This window comes from Floccifex sp., assembly GCF_051873555.1.
Lineage (GTDB): Bacteria > Bacillota_I > Bacilli_A > Erysipelotrichales > Erysipelotrichaceae > Floccifex.
Map to the genome: position 1 here is coordinate 1 of NZ_JBJEEY010000142.1, position 5,944 is coordinate 5,944.

Consider the following 5,944-nt stretch of genomic DNA (forward strand, 5'->3'; position numbering starts at 1 on the left):
AGTAAGAATCTGGAAAAAAATAAAAACGCAAAATTGTCTTGTTTTGCGATGAATAGATATAAACAATATGAAAAAATCACAATTACTTCAATGGATGTATGGCCTTGTATTGAATCCATTGAAAAACAAATCGTTCTATGGACCAAACAAATGATTTCTTCAGTTTCTCTGGAAATTCAGGAACAAATTTTAGAAAAAGGCATTTATTTAAGTGGTGGCCTGGCAAATTGTTTTGGATTGGCGGCGTATTTAAAACATGAACTACATTGTCCAATTATTTGCACAGATACACCACAATACGATATGATGAATAAAATGAAGGGTTTAATAAAATGATTGATTTTAAAAGTATGATCATTCCGTTTTTCATTTCTCTTTTATTGACACCTATTGTAAAGAAATACTCAATATTTGCGAAATCCTATGCACTGGAAAATGAAAGAACGGTACATCATGGAAAAATATCACGAATCGGTGGCGTAAGTATATACTTGGCTTTTGTCATAACGATGGCTTTGTTTGTTTCGGCGGATCGAGCTATGGATGGTATATTGATTGGTGGAAGTATTATGTTTTTTGCTGGTCTAATTGATGATTTGATTGATATGAAGCCATTAATGAAACTGGCTTTAGAAATTTTGGCTGCCATTGTTTTGGTGTATTACGGCGTTTCAGTGGATGTTATTCGTATTTTTGGTATTGAAATTGATATTCCTGTCATTACTTTAATTTTTACAATTATATGGATTGCAGGTATTACCAATGCCGTAAATTTAATTGACGGATTGGATGGCTTAGCCGGTGGCATGAGTGTTGTGATTTTAATTGTGATTGGGTGTCTGGCATTGGTGGAACGAAGAGTCGATGTTATGACAATTACTTTTATTTTAGCTTTTTCAACACTTGGTTTTCTTGTATACAATGCCCATCCTGCCAGTATTTTTATGGGAGATTGTGGATCTTTATTTTTAGGATTTATGATTTCTGCCATTTCTTTATTAGGATTTAAAAGTTCTACTATTGTAACATTGGCATTGCCGATGTTGTTGCTGATGCTTCCCATTATTGATACGTTATCCGCAATTTTAAGGCGTACTTTAAAAGGAATGAAATTTATGCAAGCCGATAAAAGTCATATTCATCATTTGTTGATGAAACAATTCGGCCATGGAAAAACAGTCATTATCATGTGCGGAATTACAGGATTATTTGGCGTGAGTGCCTGTATTTATATGATCAATAAATGGATTGGCCTTCTGGTGATTTTAATTTTGTTGCTGGCAATTGAATTATTTATTGAAAAATCTGCTATGATCAATGAAAAATTTCATCCTTTGATGGGTTTATATCGAAGAATTAAAGAAAAAATCGAAAAAATTAAGGCAAAATCGTATTTTCATTAGGGTTTGTCATTCATTCTTCACTTTTGATTGGTATGCTTATAGTATGGAACCAAAAGAATGGATGATGAACAAACATATTGTTCTAAAAAACGAAAAAATTGAAATTCTAAAACAACAGGCAGAAAAAGAAGAAAAAGAATTACTGGATACTTTATCAAATCAGGAAGTCTATGACTATATGGTTTCGAAACTCAATTATTGTCGAAGGAAAAATATGAATCCGGGTCAGGGAACAAATGTTGATATTCGATGTGGAGACATTTGTTACATTGACTTTGGACTTTCATATTTATATGAAATTGGGTATTTGCATTTTGGTCTTATTTTATCAATTCAAAAAGGAAAAGCATTTGTCGTTCCTATTACAGGATCTATCACAAAAGCACTTTATAAAAAAGAAAATAAGAAAAGTCATATGATGTTGTTAGGAAAAATTGAGGGATTAAGCAAAGTCAGTGCGTGTTATTTAAACGACGCAAAATGGATTAATTCAAGTCGTATCATTGATGTAAAAGCACATATTCCTGTAGACAAGCCACTATTTCTGGCAATCAAACAAAGAATACATGAAGGCATTGGATAAAATGCCTTTTTTGATTGAAATCATTTTTATTTTTGATTATCATTTTTTCATGGAAACAATTATTGTAGCTTGTTCAGGGGGACCAGACAGCATGGCTTTACTGGATAAGATGGTACAAAAAAATCAATATAGAATTATCGTTTGTCATGTGAATTATCAAAAAAGAGACAGTGCCTGGCGGGATGAAAAAATTGTGAAAGACTATTGTCAAAAACATCAATTGATTTTTCGATTATTAAAACCAGAATACGATCACAGTGATAATTTTCAGGCATGGGCAAGAAACGTTCGATATGATTTTTTTGAGCAAGTGTGTCATGAATGGAGTTGTTCAGATGTTTTTGTGGCACATCAAATGGATGATCACTTAGAAACATATATCTTTCAAAAAAAGCGAAACATGCTTTGTGATTGTTTTGGATTAAAAAATATTGTTTATAAAAATGATATTGTGATTCATCGACCTTTGTTATCTTATACCAAACAAGAATTAGAAAACTATTGTCGTTTTCAACATGTGGAATATGGAATTGATGAATCGAATTTATCCAATGACTATACTAGAAACCAAATTCGTCATTCCATAATTGATTGTATGTCAAAATCAGAAAAAGAGAAGATGTGTATTCAAATTGAAAAAGAGAATCAAAAATTAATGGAAAGACGACAATTTGCCAAGGATTTTCTTATTTCATTTCAAGTAGATGATTTATTAAAACTAGAAGATAACTGGTTTATATTAGATTATTTTTTATTTTCCACTATTCATCATCATTTTTCAAAAAAATATTTACTTGATCTTTGTGAAAAACTAAAAAAAGATATTTGTATTGAAATCGAAAATTATTATTTAGAGCGATATCAAAATCGTTTATATATTGAAAAGAAACAAGAAAAAATATATATAGAATTAAAAGAATTGAATTATTTTGTTTGCGAAGAATTTGGATTGTTTTCAAATGGGAAAACAATTGAAGGAATGACTGTTGATCCACAGGATTTTCCTTTAGTGATTCGAACGGTTCAAGAAAAAGATTGTATTGTTCTTCGCTATGGAACAAAAAACATTCATCGTTTCTTTGTGGATCGAAAAATATCTAAAATACAGCGAAAAAAATGGCTGGTTGTAGAAAATTGTAAAAAAGAAATTATTTTTGTTCCACAAATCGGTTGTGATGTCAAACATTTTAGTGTCAAATCAAATTTGTTTATGATACAATACATTTTGTAACTTAGGAGAAAATTATGGAAAATAAAGAAATTGATCGTATATTAATTGGCGAAGAAGAAATTGCGCTTCGTTGTAAAGAATTAGCTGTTGAATTAGAAAAAACATATAAGGATTTAGAGGAGCCTTTATTAATTGTAGGCTTATTAAAAGGAAGCGTTCCTTTTATGTCGGAATTAATGAAACGATTTACGATTCCATGTGAAATAGATTTTATGAAAGTCAGCTCCTATGTTGGAACTAAATCAGTAGGAGATGTAAAAATCAACAAAGATTTGGATCAATCTTGTGAAGGAAAATGTGTTTTAATTGTAGAAGATATCATTGATACGGGAAAAACAATTAAAGCTGTTAAACAAATGTTTTATCACAAAGGAGCAAAGGATGTGAAAATCGTTAGTTTGCTCAATAAACCAGAAGGAAGAAAAGTTGAAATTGAAGCGGATTATGTTGGCTTTGATATTCCGGATGAATTTGTTGTGGGATATGGCTTAGATTATGATCAGAAATATCGCAATCTTCCTTATGTTGGAGTATTAAGTCCAGAAGTATATGAATAGGAGGACATAGGATGAAGAAAAAATGGCTTAATTTTTTGCCAACCATTTTTATCATTTGTATTATTGTGTCGCTGATGATGTATAGTTCATCCGCAACGAGTCAAAACTTGAATTTTACTGAATTTGAAAAGAAAGCTGAAAAAGTTGAATTTTTAAATTCTTCCATGACGATTGAATCCACTATTATTCAAGTAGAAGGAGTTTATAAATCAGATGGAGAAAAAGTGGCATTTAAAGCTTTGATTCCCAATACAGATGCCAATATTGAATGGTTAGATGAAACTTTATCAAAAGATGGTGGCGAAATCACTGTTATTAATCCAGATGCGAATAAGGTCTGGATTAATATGCTAGGACAAATGATTCCTTTTCTAGTGATTGCGATTGTCTTTTATTTGATGATGGCAAAAATGGGTGGAGGCTCCAATGCTAAAGCCTTTGAATTCGCAAAATCAAGAGCACGCATGGAAAATGATGTAAAAGTGCGGTTTAAAGATGTTGCGGGTTGTGACGAAGAAAAAGAAGAAGTAAAAGAAATTATTGATTATTTAAAAACACCAAAAAAATTTACGGATATGGGGGCCCATATTCCAAAAGGTGTATTAATGGTAGGACCTCCTGGAACAGGTAAAACGTTATTGGCTAAAGCTGTAGCAGGAGAAGCCAATGTGCCATTCTTCTCGATTTCTGGATCGGATTTCGTGGAAATGTTTGTTGGAACAGGAGCCAGTCGAGTACGTGACATGTTTAAAAATGCACAGAAGAATGCACCATGTATTATATTTATTGATGAAATCGATGCCGTGGGTCGTCAACGTGGAGCCGGAATGGGTGGCGGAAACGATGAACGTGAACAAACTCTGAACCAGTTATTAGTGGAAATGGATGGAATGAGCGATAATACTGGAATTGTTGTTATTGCGGCTACAAACCGTCCGGATGTATTAGATCCTGCTTTATTGCGTAGTGGTCGTTTTGATCGTCAAATTACGGTCAATTTACCGGATGTAAAAGGGCGAAAAGAAATTTTAGCTGTCCATGCTCGTAATAAAAAACTGGCAGCCGATGTAAACTTAGAAAATTTAGCGAAACGTACGCCTGGATTCTCTGGAGCGGATTTAGCTAATGTATTAAATGAAGGAGCTATTTTAGCTGTTCGTAACAAAGCCAAATTGATTTCTATGAGTGATTTAGATGAAGCCATTGATAGAGTAATGATGGGACCGGCTAAGAAAAGTAAAAAATATACAGAAAAAGATAAAATGCTGGTGGCTTATCATGAAGCGGGACATGCTGTTATTGGATTGAAATTAGAAGATGCTGATGCAGTTCAAAAAGTCACAATTATTCCTCGAGGAGAAGCTGGTGGTTATAACTTGATGATGCCTCGTGAAGAAAGAATGTTCCCTACTAAGAAAGCGTATTTAGCTCAGATTACTGGTTTATTAGGTGGTCGAGTGGCTGAAGAAATTGTATTTGGAAAAGATGCGATTAGTGCAGGGGCTTCTAATGACATTGAACGATTGACAAAAATTGCCAAGAATATGGTTCGTGTATATGGAATGTCTACTTTAGGACCGATTCAATATGCCGATCCACAAGGCAATGTATTCTTGGGTCGTGATTATACACAAGGTGGCAATTATTCAGCTGGTGTAGCCGAAGAAATTGATAAAGAAGTGCGTCGCATTGTTGATGATTGTCAAACACAGTGTCGTCAGATTTTAGAAGAAAACCGTAATTTACTGGATTTAATTGCGAAGTCTTTGTATGAATACGAAACATTGACAAGTGAAGAAATCATAAATTTGATGGAATATGGAACTATCACCAATCCAAATCAAGTGATTGAAGAGAAAAAGGAAGAAGTGCAACAAGAATTGCCTCCAATTCCTGCTGGTGTCGATCAAAAAGATTTGGATGATGCTTTAAGTGAATTAACAAAGAAAAAAGACGCTTAGCGTCTTTTCTTTTGGAGGAAAATATGAAAGATCAATTAATTCGTGCTTTAGTATTAGAAAACCGTGTTCGTGTTTTTTTATGTAGTTCAACAAATTTAGTGCAAGAAGCCAAAAATCGATTTGATTTACATCCATGTGCTTGTGCGGCTCTAGGTCGTACTTTAACGATTGGAAGTATGATGGGATCGATGTTAAAAGATGAACAAGAA

At 33.0% G+C, this 5,944-nt stretch carries 7 protein-coding genes; all 7 read left to right on the plus strand.

Annotated features, from left to right (window positions below; all coding sequences use genetic code 11):
- Positions 1-336, plus strand: a 336-nt coding sequence (locus ACI32A_RS08240) for a rod shape-determining protein (protein ID WP_439754571.1), incomplete at its 5' end; no start/stop codon positions are given.
- On the plus strand, positions 333-1,403 hold the full coding sequence (locus ACI32A_RS08245; protein ID WP_439754572.1) for an MraY family glycosyltransferase: 1,071 nt from the start codon (positions 333-335) through the stop codon (positions 1,401-1,403). The genes ACI32A_RS08240 and ACI32A_RS08245, both read left to right, overlap by 4 nt.
- A 43-nt stretch (positions 1,404-1,446) precedes the next feature.
- A complete protein-coding gene (locus ACI32A_RS08250) occupies positions 1,447-1,986 on the plus strand; it encodes a hypothetical protein (protein ID WP_439754573.1) in 540 nt (179 codons plus the stop codon).
- Positions 1,987-2,035: 49 nt separating this feature from the next.
- Positions 2,036-3,217 carry a tRNA lysidine(34) synthetase TilS gene (gene tilS / locus ACI32A_RS08255; RefSeq protein WP_439754574.1) on the plus strand — a complete coding sequence of 394 codons (1,182 nt, stop codon included), beginning with the start codon at positions 2,036-2,038 and terminating at the stop codon, positions 3,215-3,217.
- Between the two features lie 14 nt (positions 3,218-3,231).
- On the plus strand, positions 3,232-3,774 hold the full coding sequence (hpt, locus tag ACI32A_RS08260; RefSeq protein ID WP_439754575.1) for a hypoxanthine phosphoribosyltransferase: 543 nt from the start codon (positions 3,232-3,234) through the stop codon (positions 3,772-3,774).
- 11 nt (positions 3,775-3,785) lie between these two features.
- A complete protein-coding gene (ftsH, locus tag ACI32A_RS08265) occupies positions 3,786-5,735 on the plus strand; it encodes an ATP-dependent zinc metalloprotease FtsH (protein ID WP_439754576.1) in 1,950 nt (649 codons plus the stop codon).
- 23 nt (positions 5,736-5,758) lie between these two features.
- Positions 5,759-5,944: Hsp33 family molecular chaperone HslO (locus ACI32A_RS08270; RefSeq protein WP_439754577.1), on the plus strand; the 186-nt coding region annotated here is incomplete at its 3' end.